This window comes from Ochrobactrum sp. BTU1 (genome assembly GCA_018798825.1).
Taxonomy (GTDB): domain Bacteria; phylum Pseudomonadota; class Alphaproteobacteria; order Rhizobiales; family Rhizobiaceae; genus Brucella.
In genome coordinates, this window is sequence record CP076354.1 from 2,220,487 (window position 1) to 2,236,248 (window position 15,762).

Consider the following 15,762-nt stretch of genomic DNA (forward strand, 5'->3'; position numbering starts at 1 on the left):
TTCCAGCAAAAGTGCGAAGCGGTTTTGCGTCGGATAATGCGTAAAAACAGATAGTTGCAGCGGTTCCAACGATTTAATCCTAACTGGAACCGCTGTATTGATGAATACAAAAACGCCGCGCTGATTTCTCAACGCGGCGTTTTCTATTAATTGCAATCTTTGGATTACGTGTTCATCGAGTCGAAGAACTCGCCATTGCTCTTTGTCTGCTTGAGCTTGTCGATGAGGAATTCGATCGCGTCGGTTGTTCCCATCGGTGCAAGGATACGGCGCAGAACGAAAATCTTCTGAAGATCGGCGCGTGGGACGAGCAGGTCTTCCTTACGCGTACCGGACTTGAGAATATCCATGGCCGGGAAGATACGCTTGTCCGCAACCTTGCGGTCGAGAACGATTTCCGAGTTACCCGTGCCCTTGAATTCTTCAAAGATCACTTCGTCCATGCGCGAGCCGGTGTCGATCAGCGCCGTTGCGATGATGGTGAGCGAGCCACCTTCTTCGATGTTACGGGCTGCACCGAAGAAGCGCTTCGGACGCTGTAATGCGTTTGCATCCACACCACCGGTCAGAACCTTACCCGATGACGGCACAACAGTGTTGTAGGCGCGTCCCAGACGGGTGATGGAGTCGAGAAGGATCACAACGTCACGGCCATGCTCGACCAGACGCTTGGCCTTTTCAATAACCATTTCGGCAACCTGAACGTGGCGCGATGCCGGTTCATCGAAGGTCGAAGAAACAACTTCACCCTTCACCGAACGCTGCATGTCAGTCACTTCTTCCGGACGTTCGTCGATGAGAAGAACGATCAGATAGCATTCAGGATGATTTGCAGTGATCGAATGAGCGATGTTCTGCAACAGGACCGTTTTACCGGTACGTGGCGGAGCGACGATCAGACCGCGCTGGCCCTTGCCGAGTGGTGCCACGAGATCGATAACGCGAGACGACAGATCCTTCGAAGTCGGAACTTCAAGTTCCATCTTGAAGCGCTCATTCGGATAGAGCGGTGTCAGGTTATCGAAATGAACCTTGTGGCGGATCTTTTCAGGATCTTCAAAGTTGATCGTGTTGACCTTGAGAAGAGCGAAATAACGTTCGCCTTCCTTTGGACCACGGATCGGGCCTTCTACCGTATCGCCGGTCTTCAGCGAGAAGCGGCGAAGCTGGGAAGGAGAAATATAAATATCGTCAGGACCCGGGAGATAATTGGCGTCGGCAGAGCGCAGGAAGCCAAATCCGTCCTGCAGCACTTCAACAACGCCCTCGCCGATAATTTCGACGTCTTGAGCAGCAAGGCTTTTGAGGATCGCGAACATCAGTTCCTGCTTGCGCATGGCGCTCGCGTTTTCGACCTCAAGCGTTTCGGCAAATGCCAGCAGCTCGACCGGGGTCTTATTTTTAAGTTCTTGTAGTTTCATTTCCTGCATGTGTGAGGAACTCTTTTGAAATTTAAGGAGAAAATGCAGTTGTTCGGAAAGGTGGGTCACTTGAGTTGTGACCGGCATCGAAGGCCTGCTGTCATGGTGGGAAGAGGACTCATCCATACCGGTTTGCAGCATGAAGAGCAAGTGTCACATAAGGTGTGTCGGTCTTTTGTTCAATAGGTAAAAGCTAGTGCGAGTCTCAGAAAATGGAAAGTGGCTCTGCTAAAAATACCCGGAGCCAAATAAAAAGCCCGGATAAATACCGGGCTTTCTTTATAAAATTTGGAAATCAGAACGGTTTCACGATCACCAGAATGACAATGAGTATCATCAGGATTGTCGGTACTTCATTGATAATTCGCCAATGTTTGGCTGATTTTGTGTTCTTATCCTGCGCAAAAAGGCGCGTGGCTTTGGAAAGATAGCCATGCAGGCCCGACAGCAGCACCACGAGCAGAAGCTTTGCGTGCAGCCAGCCACCCTGAAAACCGAAAATTTCCCAGGCCATCCAGAGACCGGCAATCCACGTTACAATCATAGCGGGATTTATGATGAAACGCAGCAACCTGCGCTCCATAACCTTGAAGGTTTCGGACGTTTCAGAGCCGGGTGTTGCGGCGCAATGATAGACGAAGAGCCGCGGCAGATAGAGCATTCCCGCCATCCAGGCGATAACGGCAATGACGTGGATCGCCTTGACCCAAAGATAAGCATCAGCTGGATTCACGTGAAACAATCCCCATAAACCGAGTATCACAACCACCAGAGCGACGATGGTACGGATCAGAGCGGCCTTACCGCTGTTTGTTTTGTCAGAAGCCACCATCAGTAGCCTCCACGAACTCGATCAATCATGCGCTGAACATTCTCAATCGGTGCCTGTGGCGTAATTCCATGGCCCAGATTGAAGATCAGTGGACCCTGCCCGAGATTTTTGAGGATCGCATCAACGCCTTCGTCCAAAGCTTCGCCACCGGCCACAACGCGCAAGGGATCAAGATTTCCCTGGATAGCGCCTTCGGTCTGAAGTTCACGCGCAAAGGAATTCGGCACAGACCAGTCAAGGCCCAGAACGTCAACGCCGGTTTTTTCACGATAGCCCGCGTAAAGCATTCCGGCACCTTTCGGGAAACCGATGATGCGGGCCTCGGGATAAACTGCCCTCACCTTTTGCACAATGCGGGCCACCGGACGAACACAGAAGCGTTCAAAGCAATCTTCATCCAGAACCCCCGACCAGGAATCGAAAATCTGCACGGCATCCGCACCTGCATCGAGCTGTTCGATGAGATATTCGGCTGAAACATCTGCCAGATCATTCAAAAGCTTTTCAAAGGCTTCCGGGAAGCGATAGGCAAACAGGCGGGCGGGAGCCTGATCTGGAGTGCCATGACCGGCGATCATATAGGTCGCAACGGTCCAGGGAGCGCCACAGAAGCCCAACAGCGTTGTTTCCTCGGGTAACTGCTCGCGGAGCAGCCGAACCGTCTCATAGACCGGCTCAAGGCGTTTTGCGACACCTTCTGTCTCAAGCCAGAAGATTTCATCCGCATCAATCGGTGTCATCAAAGGCCCTCTTCCTTCTTCAAAGCGAAGGTCTCGTCCAAGGGCGTGAGGGACAACCAGAATATCTGAAAACAGAATGGCTGCATCAAAGCCAAAACGGCGGATAGGCTGAAGCGTCACTTCGACAGCCAGATCGGGCGAATAGCAAAGGTCGAGAAAGCTTCCGGCTTGTTTGCGCACTTCGCGATATTCAGGAAGGTAGCGTCCGGCCTGACGCATCATCCAGATCGGTGGTGGAAAGACTGCCTCACCATCCATCACTTTCAAGACCTTGCGCTTCATTGCATTCCACCCTGTTCGATCGGTTTTCGTTATCTCGTCTGAAAGTTTTCCCGTCCGGCTTTCATAAAGAAAGGATGATTCAGGAATCTTTTGATTCTTAGAGTCTGTTGGAATCGGGGATTAAGGTTTGTCCGTCTTTTCCCCACAGTTCCTCTCGGGCCATCTATGCCTGTGCGAACATTCACCGATAGTCTGAACAAAAGCAATGAAAACTCAAATCTTTCATTGAATATAAGGAGTTACCAATTGCCGCAGCTTTGCACAATTTGTGGATAGGCTGGGTATATCGCAAGGTTTTCCAAATGTTACGAGTCTTGTCCACAATCGCTTTTGAAAGCTTCACACATGTTGGCTCGCTGTGGATGACTTGCCAAGTTTCCCACCGCCTGCCATGGCTTGTGGATGGAGCCTCCAATTTACGCACAGTCGTCAACAGGGAGGGGAGAAAACTGTGACCAGACCGCTTTCTTACTTTCATCTTCATCTGATTTCTGATGCGACAGGAGAGACTCTCCTCGCTGCAGGGCGTGCTGCGGCCGCTCAATATGCCAATGCGCGCGCGATTGAGCATATCTATCCGCTCATCCGAACCGAGAAGCAGCTGCGTAAAGTTCTGGAGAATATCGACGCTGAACCGGGCATTGTTCTCTATACAATTGTCGATCAGAAGCTCGCGGCTATCATTGATGAAACCTGCGCCGAAATGGGCGTACCGAGCGTTTCGGTGCTCGAACCGGTGCTCAATACGTTTCAATCTTATCTGGGCGCGCCAGCGCACCGTCGCGCCAGTGCGCAGCATGTGCTCAATGCCGATTATTTCCGCCGGATCGATGCGCTCAATTTCACGATGGAACATGATGACGGGCAATTGCCGCCCGATATAGAGGAAGCGGACGTCATTCTTGTCGGCATTTCGCGAACCTCAAAAACGCCCACAAGCATTTATCTCGCCAATCGCGGTATCAAGGCGACCAATGTGCCGATTGTGCTTGGCATCCCCCTCCCCGATCAGCTTTTTACCGCAAGGCGTCCGATGATCGTGGGGCTGGTTGCAACGGCTGAGCGCATTTCGCAGATCAGACAAAACCGTCCACTGGGCAATGTGCCATCTCTTGATACCGGACTTTATACAGACCGCGTTTCAATTTCCGAAGAACTGGCTTATGCCCGCAATCTCTGTAACCGGCACAGCTGGCCGATCATTGATGTGTCGCGCCGGTCAATTGAAGAAACGGCGGCTGCTATTCAATCTCTGCTGCGCGAAGGCAGGAAGGAAGACCTGACATGACGACAAAGCTTATTCTCGCATCCAAAAGTCCGTTTCGGTCGGCACTGCTGAAAAATGCCGGCATCGAATTTTTGGCTGAAAGCGCGGATATTGATGAGCGCTTGGTTGAAGCGCCGCTTTATAAGTCGGGCGCTACGCCAGAAGAAGTCGCACAGGTTCTGGCTGAAGCAAAAGCTTTGTCGGTCAGCGAAAACAATCCCGATGCGGTGGTGATCGGTTGCGATCAGACGCTTTCGCTGGGGGATGAGATTTTCCACAAGCCTGTGGATATGGAAGCAGCGCGGCGCCAGTTGCTGCAGTTTTCGGGCAAGACACACCAGCTCAACAGCGGCGTGGTTCTGGTTAAAAACGGCGAGACCCTGTGGCGTCATGTTTCTGTGGCACGCATGACGATGCGCAATCTCGATCCGGGTTTTGTCGGTCGTTATCTCGGTCGGGTTGGCGACGTTGCTCTTTCCAGTGTCGGCGCTTATCAGGTCGAAGGTCCGGGCATTCAGCTTTTCGAGAAAATCGAAGGCGATTATTTCACCATCGTCGGACTGCCGCTTCTGCCCCTGCTTGATGAATTGAGGAAGGAAAATCTGATCGATGGCTAACAAGGCATTCGTCACGGGCTTTCCAATAAAGCATTCGCGGTCGCCGCTCATTCACGGCTTCTGGCTGAAAGAGCACGGCATCGAAGGCTCTTATGAAGCCATTGAAGTGCTTCCTGAAAATTTTGCGGAATTTGCTGCTTCGCTTGCAAAAAACGGCTTTGCCGGCGGCAATGTCACGATCCCGCATAAGGAAGTGGCTTTCGCAACCGTTGACAGCCGTGATGCGGCAGCGGAGGCAATTGGCGCAGTGAATACACTCTGGATAGAGAGTGGAAAGCTCTGCGGCGGCAACACTGATGCCTATGGCTTTGCTGCCAATCTCGATGCACTGGCACCGGGTTGGGACAATGCCAATATGGCTCTGGTTCTGGGCGCAGGTGGTGCAGGGCGCGCCATCGTCCATGCTTTGCAGACACGCGGGTTTTCGCGCATCGCCATCGTCAATCGCACGTTGAGCCGCGCTGAAGAACTGGCAAGCCATTTCGGCGAAGGGGTTTCTGCTCATGGATGGGATGCGGCGCAGGCTTTGGTCAAAGATGCCGGTCTGATCGTCAACACGACATCGCTGGGTATGAGCGGACATATGACCAGTGGGGGCGAGGCGACAGAGTTTCCGCTTGATCTGAGCGAGGCGCAGAAATCAGCTGTTGCTACCGATATTGTTTATATTCCGCTCAAGACGCCGTTTCTGGCCAGCGCTGAAGCAGCGGGTCTTAAAACTGTCGATGGGCTTGGCATGTTGCTGCATCAGGCGGTTCCGGGTTTTGAACGCTGGTTTGGCAAAAGACCAGAAGTGACAGAAGCACTTCGTAATTATATTCTGGATGATATGAAAAAGGCTGGTGCTTTATGATCATCCTCGGACTGACCGGCTCTATAGGCATGGGAAAAACCACTGCGGCAAACATGTTTGCCGACAATGGTGTGCCGGTCTATAGCGCTGACGATGCCGTGCATCAGCTTTATTCGGGTCGGGCAGCCCCCCTGATCGAAGCCGCCTTCCCCGGAACGGTTGTGGATGGAACTGTTGACCGGACAAAGCTTTCGAGCGCTGTCCTCGGCAAACCAGAAGCGCTTAAAAAGCTCGAATCCATCATTCATCCACTCGTGCACGAAGAGGAAGCCGCTTTTCTTGCACGCGCGCGTGCTGATGGCGCCGATATCGCGCTGATTGATATTCCGCTGCTCTTTGAAACGGGTGGCCAAAGCCGTGTGGACAAGGTGGCTGTCGTTTCCGCCCCTGCCGACATTCAGCGTGAGCGTGTTCTTTCCCGCGCAGGCATGACGGAAGCGAAGTTCGAGGCCATTCTGGCCCGGCAGATGCCGGATGTTGATAAGCGTGCACGTGCGGATTTCGTCATCGATTCTTCAGGCGACTTTGACGAGACGCGGGCGCAGATCAAAGCCATCATCGCTGAATTGCGTGGAAAGCTTGCCAATCCATCCTGAGCTTCGGCTTGGCCGTGCTATAAAACATTAAATGACTTGAGAGGTTGCCATGCGTGAGATCGTTTTCGATACGGAAACCACTGGCCTTGAACGGCTGGAGGATCGCGTCATCGAAATCGGCGGTGTGGAAATGATCAACCGCTTTCCCACGGGCCGAACCTTCCATAAATTCATCAACCCGCAAGGGCGAAAGGTTCATGTCGAAGCGCTCGCCGTGCACGGCATCACCGACGAACAGCTGCTTAAAGAGCCGACCTTTGCTGATATCGTCGATGAGTTCATGGAATTTTTCGATGGTGCGAAGCTCGTGGCGCACAATGCCATGTTCGATCTTGGCTTCATCAATGCTGAACTGGACCGTCTTGGGAAACCGGAAATCGCCGTTGAACGTATCGTCGATACGCTCGCTCTGGCGCGCCGAAAACATCCAATGGGACCGAATTCGCTCGACGCGCTCTGCAAGCGCTATGGCATCGATAATTCGCACCGTACATTGCACGGCGCATTGCTCGATTCTGAAATTCTGGCCGAAGTCTATATTGAGCTGATTGGTGGCAAGCAGACCGCGCTCGGCCTTAGCTCATCCGGTAGTTCTGGTAATGATGATCGCTCCGGGAATGGCGGCAATATTGTCTTGCGCCAGCGCCCGGCACCTTTGGCACCGCGTATCAGCGATAAGGAGCGTGCAGCCCATGATGCCCTTGTTGCGAAAATGGGCGACAAGGCAATCTGGAAAAAATACGTTAGCTGACGTCGAAATAAAAAACCCCGCGAGAGCGGGGTTTTCTTTTTAGGTCGTTGTAGAGATTAGCTCTTTACAGCGCTCTTTGCCTGTTCTTCGGCCATACGGCTCTGGAACATCTGCGCGAAATCGATTGGATCGATCATCAGAGGTGGGTAGCCACCATTGCGCGTGGCATCTGCGATGATCTGACGGGCAAATGGGAACAGAAGACGTGGGCATTCGATGAATAGCAGCGGAAGCATATGCTCCTGCGCGATACCCTGAATGCGGAATACGCCGCCATAGACCAGTTCCGTGTTGAACAGAACGTCCTTGCCGTCGACAGCCTTGGCTTCGAGCGTCAGAACAACGTCGAAATCCGTTTCGGAAAGTGGATTGGCGTTTACATTGACATTGATGTTGATCGAAGGAGCCTTTTCGCGCGGGCGCAGCGACAGAGGCGCGCCTGGGCTTTCAAAGGAAAGATCCTTGATGTACTGGGCCAGAATGTTGAGGGACGGCTGGGCGGTTGCGCCATTGCCGTTCTTTACTTCGCCCGCAGCGGCCTTATCGCTCATTATCGGTATGCCTTCTCTTTAATGATTTATCTTGTTGCCCAAAAAGCAGTGATGCTTGGCTAGCATGTGTGCGTAGATGAGGCAAGAAACCGTTTTTACGTTAGCATTTGAGCGATTAGTGATCTTTGCGGTCCGGATTCCACGGCGAGTTTTCATCTGGCTTTGTCGAGTAATCTTCCGGGTCCAGATCAATCACATTATTTTCTTTCCGCTCATATGGACGATAGGCTTCCGAATAGCGTGTCGATGCTGTGGCAACCACCAGGCGATTGCGCACAAAGCGGTTCCAGACAAGATCACGGATGAAGGGCACAAAAAGCAGAAGGCCGATCGCGCTTGTAACAAAGCCGGGTACGATCAGCATGATGGCTGCGACCACGATCATCGCGCCATGCATCATTTCGCGATCTGGTACGCGTCCTGCGGCACTTTCCATGCGGATACGCTGCAAAAGCCCGAAGCCCTGCACGCGCAGCAGAAAAAAGCCGAGCATAGCACTCAGGATGACAAGACCCAGCGTTGCCAGAACACCGATCTCACTGCCGACGATCACAAAGCCGGCAATTTCGATGAACGGCATTGCCAGCATGACGAGAGGGGCAAAAGAAGAGGACACGGCAGTTATGACCTTATGTTGGTTGATTGGTATGTGATGAAACAAACTTCATTCGCATGTTTTATTCATGTCAAAAGCAAAAAACGCTTGGCATTTTTACGCAACATGTTTTGAGGAACGAAATTGAAACTGTCTATCATGCAATATCAGATAGGTATGCGTGATCTGGATTTGAATGATCAGTCAAGCCGATCTATATGTATATGTAACGAAATTCACGACGTGAGGAGGGATTTGCAATCCCGACCCGTTAACTGGTGGCAGGCGGTATGGAATTTTTTGATTTTGGCACGATATTCTTCTTCATTGCGGCGGTGGTGATCTTTCTTCAGCTGAGGAATGTTCTTGGTCGTCGCACCGGAAATGAAAAACCGCCAATTGATCCTTATACATCCGCTCGTAATTCCGATTCCCAGACCGCAGGTGGCGAAGCCGACAATGTCGTTTCGCTTCCGCAGCGTCCCGGTGAAAAGGATTTCTCAGCAATCGACAAGGTTGCACCAGCAGGAACGCCTGTGAATGACGGCCTTCGCTCCATTCAGGCAGCTGATCCAGCCTTTGATCCGGCAAGCTTTGTCGATGGTGTGAAGATCGCCTATGAAATGATCGTCATGTCTTTTGCCGATGGCGATCGCAAGGTTCTGAAAAACCTTCTGTCCAAGGAAGTCTATGAGGGCTTCGTTTCGGCAATCGATGAGCGCGAGGCGCGCGGTGAAAGCGTTCGCTCGACCTTTGTCGGTATCGACAAGGCAGAGATTGCCAATGCCGAAATGAAGGGCTCGGAAGCGCATGTGACGCTTAATATCGTGAGTCAGATGATTTCTTCTACGCTCGACAAGGACGGCAACGTGGTTGAGGGCGATCAGGAAAATGTCGTCGAAATCCGTGATCTCTGGACCTTCGCGCGCGATACGCGTTCGCGCGATCCAAACTGGAAGCTTGTCGCGACCGAAGCCGAAGACTAAAGAGAGTTGACGATTCAGGGCCGCTAATTTAGCGGCCCTTTTAATTATTGACGGATGCGGCTTGTGCATAATCTGGCGAACATCATACGACCGGTCAGTTTTTCAGATTGCCCGGGCTGGGATCAGGACGATCGGGCGCTCGCCTTTTCGGCCTTTCGTCGTTCAGCCGATTATGCGGAACATAATCGCTATAACAGCGGCAGCCTCGGTATCAGTTTCGAGGCGCTTACACCTGCTTTTGCCGCCGCGCGTTTGCTTGATAATCCGGATAGGGCGCAGGCCCGCGCTTTTTTTGAAGCGCATTTTGTTCCCTGCCGTATCGATGCAGAAGGGTTTGTGACGGCTTTTTACGAGCCGGAGATTGAAGCATCGCGCAGCTTAGACAAGCAATTCACGGTGCCGTTTCTGAGAAAACCTGATGATCTTGTGAAGGTCACCGATGAAAACCGTCCCCTGGGGCTCGATGCTTCTTACGCTTTCGCCCGGCAAACACAGGACGGTATTGTTGAATATGATGACCGCAGGACAATCGAGCAAGGCAGCTTGAAAAATCGCGGGCTGGAGCTTGCCTATGTTGCCGATCGGGTCGATGCATTTTTCGCGCATGTGCAGGGCGCAGCACGGCTGAAGCTTACCGATGGCAGTTTCATGCGGATCACTTACGCAGCCAAAACCGGCCATCCATTCACCGGGATCGGGCGCATTCTGGTTGCTAGAGGCGAGATTTCTGCTGAAAGCATCTCCATGCAGACAATCCGCCAGTGGCTGAAAGATCATCCTGAAGAAGCCGATGACCTTATCTGGCAGAACCGTTCCTATATTTTCTTCCGTGAAACGGCATTTGATAGTAATGATGGGCATGACGCAAATTTAGGGCAGATCGCAGCGGCCAAGGTTCCTCTGACAGCCGGTCGCTCAATCGCGGTAGACCGGCTTCTGCATACATTCGGAACGCCTTTCTATGTCGATGCGCCAAACGTAACGGAATTCGATCATACGCCCTTATCCCGGTTGATGATCGCGCAGGATACCGGCACGGCGATTGTCGGCCCTGCCCGCGGCGATCTTTTTGCAGGATCGGGTGATGCAGCCGGGGAAATCGCGGGCGGCATCAAGAGCAAGGCCGATTTTTATGCGCTGGTCCCGCGCGCTCTGGTCGGGAATTGATCCATGATCGATAAGAGCGAAAAATCCGCAAAAGATTATCTACGGCCTGAAGATCGCATTCTCTGGGAAACGGTGGCTAAAACAGCAAAACCTCTGTCTGGAAAGAAGCCGAAGGAAGAGGAAGAGTTTCCGGATTTCAAAACGGTGATGGCGCAGGAGGCTGAGAAAAAGCCTGCGAAAAAGGCGCCCTCGTCTGCAGCTGACACGCAGACGCCGAAAAAGAAGGTCAACTCGCTCAAGGAAATGCCGATCCATGCCTTTGATCGGCCAACCCATCGCAAGATTTCCAAAGGACGTGTGGATATTGAAGCACGCATCGATCTGCACGGGCTCACACAAAACGATGCTTATGAGCTGCTCTATGGCTTCCTGCTCAGCGCACATGCGCGCGGATTGAAGCATGTGATGGTGATTACCGGCAAGGGCCGCTCTTTCGGCAGCGAAGGCGTGCTCAAGCAGGCGGTGCCGCACTGGTTTTCGACGCCTTTGTTCCGGCTGCTGGTCAGCGCCTATGAAGACGCCGCGCGTCATCATGGTGGGCATGGGGCGCTTTATGTCCGCTTGCGCAGGCAGACCCAGGGCGGAGGTCTCATCCGATGACCCCCTTTGGCAAGCGGCTTCGTGATCTTCGTGAGGAACGCAACGTTACACAGAAAGAAATGGCTGCAGCGCTGCGCGTATCACCAGCCTATCTTTCGGCGCTGGAACACGGGCGGCGGGGACAGCCAACCTGGGATATGCTGCAGCGCATCATCACTTATTTCAATATTATCTGGGATGAGGCAGAGGAGCTGCAAAATCTGGCAGCTGTCTCGCATCCGCGCGTGGTGATCGATACGTCCGGTCTCTCGCCACAGGCGACCGAGCTTGCAAACCTTCTGGCACGTAATATCCGCATCATCGATCGCGAGACGATCAGACATCTGACGGAAGAAATCGAGGCGGCACGCAAGCGCCGCCGTGGCCTGAAGCCGCTAGAGCGGTTTTAGCTAATGCTGAGTCATTGAAACCGCTCTATCTATTTGTTTTTACGCATTTCCAGACGCAAAACCGGTTCCCACTTTTGCTGGAAATGCTCTGGTGCCCCGCTCCTAAAAAAGCGCTTTCAGTTCATCGAGCTTGGTGTTGACCAGCCAGCCATAGTAATTTTCCTGCGGCATCAAAGGCTCCTGCCCGGATGCCTTGCGCTGGGCATTTTCATTGGCAAGCGCGCGGGCGCGTGCTGTCGATCCGCCGGTATTGTACAGTGTCGCTGTCAGGCCGGGGTTTTTCGAAATATCGAAATCGGCAATCTGGCGATAATCGGTGATCGACTGCTTCAGCGTTGCCGCGATGTAAGGCAGTGTCAGATCAGGGTCCATGATGGTCTTGTAAACTGTATTGCCGTTCTCGGCATTAAGCTTCGGCAGACCCGATACACGATTGACCATGTCCGACATCTGCAGCGCGGTCAGCGGATTGATCTGGCCGAGGCCAAAGGTCTGGCCGGCATAGAACGGCTGGAAGAACACGGCGCTGAAACGATTGTTCGGATATGTCTTGCCGCCAACCGATTTTCCGCGGAACTGCTTGTTCCAAATCGTCTCGCGGCAGCTCCACAGCGAATAGCTGTCCTTGAACTTGAGGCATTCGGAAAACTCCGGACGCTTCACGAACTGGCCGATGCTTTCGCCATTATAACCAAAGCTCACGCCCTGGTTCACATAGGACATGGCCTTGACGTAATAGGTCTGCAATCGGTCATAGACATCGACATTGTAGGTATGTTCACCAACGATCGCACCGACAATATGGATCGGATCGATGCCATAAGCCGAAGCCGTTGACTTGATCTTCGAACGCAGCGAGGCGTCCTTTTTCAGAAGATTATAAATCTTGCGATACTTGGCTTCATAGGTCGTGCTCAGCTCCTTGGTGCGCTTGGCTGAGGCGCCGGGAATGGGAGGCTGTTCTGCACTGCGGTTTCCGGGCGGAACCGTAACGGCTGCATAGGCGCTCTGGCAGGAGAAAGCGATGGCAAGGCAGATGCCTGCAATACGGTTCAGTCGACTGGTCATTGCGCGGAAACGGCCCCAATATGGTAAACGATCTATAAAAGTTGCCGCAAAATAAAAAACCCCCTCGATGAAGTCGAGGGGATTTTTGTCTTTCGGGATTATGGGACCCAAGCGTGACTTTCTGGTCACGTTCCTGGATCGCATCTCAGGTTCTTTACAGAATGAAACGCGAAAGGTCCGTGTTCTTGGCCAGATCGCCGATGGTCTTGCGGACATATTCCCCATCGACCTTGAAGTCCGAACCGGCCTTGTCAGGTGCATTGTAGGAAATATCGTCCAGAACCCGTTCCATCACCGTCTGCAAGCGACGCGCGCCAATGTTTTCAACCGTCGAATTGAGATCGACCGCAATGTCAGCCAAAGCATCAATCGCGTCGTCCGTAATATCGAGTTTCACCTCTTCCGTCGCCATCAACGCAATATATTGCTTGATGAGGCTGACTTCGGTTTCAGTCAGAATCCGGCGGAAATCTTCACGCGTCAGCGCGTTCAACTCCACACGGATCGGCAGACGACCCTGAAGTTCCGGCAGCAGGTCGGATGGCTTGGAAACGTGGAACGCACCCGATGCGATGAACAGGATATGATCGGTTTTCACCGGACCATATTTCGTTGCAACAGTGGTGCCCTCAACGAGCGGTAGCAGATCGCGCTGCACGCCTTCGCGTGAGACGCCTGCTCCCATTCCGCCTTCGCGTGCTGCGATCTTGTCGATTTCGTCGAGGAAGACGATGCCGTCATTTTCGGTCGAACGCAGGGCTTCCTGAATGAGCTGATCCTGATCGAGTAGCTTGTCAGACTCATCATTGATCAGGATTGCATAGGATTCCTTGACCGTGGTCTTGCGCGTTTTGGTACGCCCGCCCATGGCCTTGCCGAAAATATCGCCGATATTGATCATGCCGATATTGGCACCAGGCATACCCGGAATTTCGAAATTCTGGCCTGAACCTGTATCGGCAACCTCGATCTCGATTTCCTTATCGTCCAGCTCGCCGTCACGCAGCTTCTTGCGGAAGCTTTCGCGGGTGGCAGGGCTTGCAGTCTTGCCGACAAGACCGTCAAGCACGCGCTCTTCAGCATTGATGTGTGCTTTGGCCTTCACGTCTTCGCGCTTCTTTTCACGCACCAGAGCGATCGCGGCTTCAACCAGATCGCGGATGATCTGTTCAACGTCGCGGCCGACATAGCCCACTTCGGTAAATTTGGTGGCTTCAACCTTGATGAAAGGAGCGCCTGCAAGCTTGGCGAGCCGACGGGAGATTTCCGTCTTGCCAACGCCGGTCGGTCCGATCATCAGGATGTTTTTTGGCATGACCTCTTCGCGCATCTGGCCTTCCAGCTGCTGGCGGCGCCAGCGATTGCGCAGAGCGATAGCGACGGCGCGCTTGGCGTCGTTCTGGCCGATGATGAAGCGGTCAAGTTCGGAAACGATTTCACGGGGAGAAAAATTACTCATGATTATAACCCGGTTTGCCACTGCTTGATGAACTCGAACGGATGCAGCAGCATGATCACGTTGAGCGTAAGGTTGTCGCGGATGACAATGAGCGCCAGAACTTCAAAGAAGAGCGCATTCGCGACGGTGATTTTTGTTGGCAGTTTGGCTGCGATCAGAAAGCCGATCATGGCGAAAACACTGTCGGAAACCGAATTCACGATACTATCGCCAAAATAGTCCACCGAGGACGTATTGGCGCGATAGCGCTCGATGATGAAATTCGAGTTTTCGACCAGTTCCCAGGCGGCTTCAACGCCGACTGCCACAGCAAGTCTCAAGCCCAGCGGAGCCTTTGGCGCGATGATTGTCAGAAGCCAATAGAACAGAAAGCCATGAATGATATGCGAGAGCGTATACCAGTCGGCTATATGCTGCGAATTCTCAGACATCAGCGAACCGGACCATAATTTTATGGTGCCGCATTCGCACATGGGAATCCGTCCGTCGATATAAAGCCAGGAGGCCTGTATAACGAGAATGGCAAGGACGATCAGAGCACCTAAGCCCCAACGATGTGTCTTGGAGGTTGAGGCTTGCGCTATTGAGCTCATTCGGCGTCGAGGCTTTCAACAAGAATGCTGTGATTGGTGTAGATGCAGATATCGGCCGCAATCTCCATCGCCTTGCGGGCGATTTCCTCAGCATCCTTATCGGTATCGATCAGCGCGCGGGCTGCGGCCAGCGCATAATTGCCGCCCGATCCGATGGCCATGACGCCATGTTCGGGTTCAAGCACGTCGCCCGTACCGGTGAGTGCCAGCGTCACCTTGCTGTCGGCAACCAGCATCATGGCTTCCAGCTTGCGCAGATAGCGGTCGGTGCGCCAGTCCTTGGCGAGTTCGACGGAGGCGCGCATCAGCTGATCCGGATATTGTTCAAGCTTGGCTTCAAGGCGCTCAAGCAGCGTGAAGGCATCAGCCGTGGCACCGGCGAAACCAGCAATGACATTGCCTTTGCCGATGCGGCGCACTTTGCGCGCATTGCCCTTCATCACGGTATTGCCGAGCGAGACCTGCCCGTCACCGGCGATAACAACCTTGTTACCCTTGCGAACGGTGACAATGGTCGTGCCGTAAATTGTCGTGGGATTATGTTCGATCATGGATCACTCCTTTGGCGGCCGATACGTTTCCATCTGGCAAACGCATAAGCCCCTTATTTGGCTCGAAGCTCGCTTCGTCGGCTCAAGAGCTAACTGAATCGGGTTTCGTTGTGAATATTTAAGAAGGGGCTGGCAAAATGCAAATGGCTAACAGCGCATTCCAAAAAGTGTGAAGCGGTTTTTGGATGAAATGCGCTGCTGGGAAAGCCGCATTCCAATAAGTGTGAAACGGTTTTTGGGTAAAATGCGCTGCTGGGAAAGCCGCATTCCAAAAAGTGTGAAACGGTTTTTGGGTAAAATGCGCTGCTGGGAAAGCCGCATTCCAAAAAGTGTGAAACGGCTTTTTGATAAAATGCGCGCAAACAAAAGTCAGAATGTTGGGAGCATCCCTAAAACCATTGGCAAAAGCGGCCAGCTGTTCTAGAACGCGAAAAGATTTCAACT

At 52.9% G+C, this 15,762-nt stretch carries 19 protein-coding genes; 9 read left to right on the plus strand and 10 right to left on the minus strand.

The genetic code is table 11. The features are described 5' to 3' along the window. Positions 1–164: 164 nt before the first annotated feature. The 3 genes from rho to hemE all read right to left on the minus strand — a co-directional run bounded on the left by rho (position 165) and on the right by hemE (position 3,275). On the minus strand, positions 165–1,430 hold the full coding sequence (gene rho / locus KMS41_10715) for a transcription termination factor Rho (protein QWK77538.1): 1,266 nt from the start codon (positions 1,428–1,430) through the stop codon (positions 165–167). Between the two features lie 286 nt (positions 1,431–1,716). Next, complete coding sequence (gene hemJ / locus KMS41_10720; protein ID QWK77539.1) at positions 1,717–2,253, minus strand: protoporphyrinogen oxidase HemJ; 537 nt, start codon at positions 2,251–2,253, stop codon at positions 1,717–1,719. Next, on the minus strand, positions 2,253–3,275 hold the full coding sequence (gene hemE / locus KMS41_10725; protein ID QWK77540.1) for a uroporphyrinogen decarboxylase: 1,023 nt from the start codon (positions 3,273–3,275) through the stop codon (positions 2,253–2,255). Before hemE ends, hemJ begins: the two co-directional genes overlap by 1 nt. A 451-nt stretch (positions 3,276–3,726) precedes the next feature. Between hemE and KMS41_10730 the strand changes: the two genes are divergently transcribed. From KMS41_10730 to dnaQ, 5 genes are read left to right on the plus strand one after another with little or no spacing between them, the layout of a single operon-like run. Next, positions 3,727–4,563 (plus strand): kinase/pyrophosphorylase, encoded by an 837-nt coding sequence (locus KMS41_10730; GenBank protein QWK77541.1) that lies wholly within the window; start codon positions 3,727–3,729, stop codon positions 4,561–4,563. Then, the gene (locus KMS41_10735) at positions 4,560–5,159 is read left to right on the plus strand and encodes a Maf-like protein (protein ID QWK77542.1); all 600 of its coding nucleotides are present in this window, start codon (positions 4,560–4,562) and stop codon (positions 5,157–5,159) included. Before KMS41_10730 ends, KMS41_10735 begins: the two co-directional genes overlap by 4 nt. Continuing rightward, entirely contained in the window at positions 5,152–6,012 is an 861-nt protein-coding gene (locus KMS41_10740) for a shikimate dehydrogenase (protein ID QWK77543.1), read from the plus strand. The genes KMS41_10735 and KMS41_10740 overlap by 8 nt, the downstream gene beginning before the upstream one ends. Next, entirely contained in the window at positions 6,009–6,608 is a 600-nt protein-coding gene (coaE, locus tag KMS41_10745; protein ID QWK77544.1) for a dephospho-CoA kinase, read from the plus strand. Before KMS41_10740 ends, coaE begins: the two co-directional genes overlap by 4 nt. A gap of 49 nt (positions 6,609–6,657) precedes the next feature. Next, the gene (dnaQ, locus tag KMS41_10750) at positions 6,658–7,359 is read left to right on the plus strand and encodes a DNA polymerase III subunit epsilon (protein QWK77545.1); all 702 of its coding nucleotides are present in this window, start codon (positions 6,658–6,660) and stop codon (positions 7,357–7,359) included. Positions 7,360–7,415: 56 nt separating this feature from the next. Here the strand turns inward: dnaQ and secB are convergent, their stop codons facing one another. After that, a complete protein-coding gene (secB, locus tag KMS41_10755) occupies positions 7,416–7,910 on the minus strand; it encodes a protein-export chaperone SecB (protein QWK77546.1) in 495 nt (164 codons plus the stop codon). 115 nt (positions 7,911–8,025) lie between these two features. Next, on the minus strand, positions 8,026–8,526 hold the full coding sequence (gene fxsA / locus KMS41_10760) for a membrane protein FxsA (GenBank protein ID QWK77547.1): 501 nt from the start codon (positions 8,524–8,526) through the stop codon (positions 8,026–8,028). A 269-nt stretch (positions 8,527–8,795) separates the two neighbouring features. Here fxsA and KMS41_10765 point away from each other — a divergent pair, with 269 nt between their 5' ends. Genes KMS41_10765 through KMS41_10780 form a run of 4 tightly spaced genes read left to right on the plus strand, consistent with a single transcriptional unit; the run spans position 8,796 to position 11,647 of the window. Further along, positions 8,796–9,491 (plus strand): Tim44/TimA family putative adaptor protein, encoded by a 696-nt coding sequence (locus KMS41_10765; GenBank protein QWK77548.1) that lies wholly within the window; start codon positions 8,796–8,798, stop codon positions 9,489–9,491. 54 nt (positions 9,492–9,545) lie between these two features. Continuing rightward, entirely contained in the window at positions 9,546–10,658 is a 1,113-nt protein-coding gene (locus KMS41_10770; protein ID QWK77549.1) for a murein transglycosylase A, read from the plus strand. Positions 10,659–10,661: 3 nt separating this feature from the next. Next, entirely contained in the window at positions 10,662–11,258 is a 597-nt protein-coding gene (locus KMS41_10775) for a Smr/MutS family protein (protein ID QWK77550.1), read from the plus strand. Further along, positions 11,255–11,647, plus strand: coding sequence for a helix-turn-helix transcriptional regulator (locus tag KMS41_10780; protein QWK77551.1), 393 nt, complete (start codon positions 11,255–11,257; stop codon positions 11,645–11,647). The genes KMS41_10775 and KMS41_10780 overlap by 4 nt, the downstream gene beginning before the upstream one ends. 102 nt (positions 11,648–11,749) lie before the next feature. Here KMS41_10780 and KMS41_10785 read toward each other — a convergent pair whose 3' ends face one another. The 5 genes from KMS41_10785 to KMS41_10805 all read right to left on the minus strand — a co-directional run bounded on the left by KMS41_10785 (position 11,750) and on the right by KMS41_10805 (position 15,760). Further along, positions 11,750–12,715, minus strand: coding sequence for a DUF1402 family protein (locus KMS41_10785; protein QWK77552.1), 966 nt, complete (start codon positions 12,713–12,715; stop codon positions 11,750–11,752). Between the two features lie 154 nt (positions 12,716–12,869). After that, on the minus strand, positions 12,870–14,174 hold the full coding sequence (hslU, locus tag KMS41_10790) for an ATP-dependent protease ATPase subunit HslU (GenBank protein ID QWK77553.1): 1,305 nt from the start codon (positions 14,172–14,174) through the stop codon (positions 12,870–12,872). Between the two features lie 2 nt (positions 14,175–14,176). Continuing rightward, a complete protein-coding gene (locus KMS41_10795; GenBank protein QWK77554.1) occupies positions 14,177–14,767 on the minus strand; it encodes a DUF2585 domain-containing protein in 591 nt (196 codons plus the stop codon). Next, positions 14,764–15,318: an ATP-dependent protease subunit HslV gene (gene hslV, locus KMS41_10800; protein QWK77555.1), complete on the minus strand. Its 555-nt coding sequence runs from the start codon at positions 15,316–15,318 to the stop codon at positions 14,764–14,766. The genes KMS41_10795 and hslV overlap by 4 nt, the downstream gene beginning before the upstream one ends. Positions 15,319–15,436: 118 nt before the next feature. Next, a complete protein-coding gene (locus tag KMS41_10805) occupies positions 15,437–15,760 on the minus strand; it encodes a hypothetical protein (GenBank protein QWK77556.1) in 324 nt (107 codons plus the stop codon). Between the last annotated feature and the right edge of the window lie 2 nt (positions 15,761–15,762).